A 401-nucleotide genomic window follows, 5' to 3' on the forward strand; every position below is an offset into this window, starting at 1 on the left:
GTCGGCGGGGCACCGCGAAGGTATCGTCGTCGATGTGCGGCGTGTCGTGACGCTGGGCGGCTCGGTGCGAGTGGAACTCGCGGGCCGCGAAGGCAATCTGCTCGAAGCCGAACTCGATCGCGAATCATGGCGCGAGCTGCAACTCGCGGTCGGCGACGGCGTGACGGCCGTGCCGCGCGCGCTGCGCGTGTTTCCGGCGCAATGAGCGGCTCAGCACGCATGCGCAACCCGATTCGATCCAACGCGACCCACTCCAATAATTCAACTTTCGCTGAACCGGACACTTCAACATGAACTTCCAGCAACTGCGCTTCGTGCGCGAGGCCGTGCGTCAGAACATGAACCTGACCGAAGTGGCGAACGTGCTGTACACGTCGCAGTCGGGCGTATCGAAACAGACC

At 63.6% G+C, this 401-nt stretch carries 1 protein-coding gene and 1 pseudogene; both read left to right on the forward strand.

The genetic code is table 11. The annotated features are described in order from the left end of the window. The coding region (locus SB822_RS55185; RefSeq protein ID WP_410858858.1) for a TOBE-like domain-containing protein at window positions 1-205 on the forward strand (205 nt) is incomplete at its 5' end. Window positions 206-290: 85 nt separating this feature from the next. Then, a pseudogene (locus SB822_RS55190) lies at window positions 291-401 on the forward strand (transcriptional regulator); the annotation flags it as partial.

Source organism: Paraburkholderia sp. SIMBA_054 (assembly GCF_046534875.1).
In the GTDB taxonomy this organism is placed as follows: Bacteria; Pseudomonadota; Gammaproteobacteria; order Burkholderiales; family Burkholderiaceae; genus Paraburkholderia; species Paraburkholderia hospita.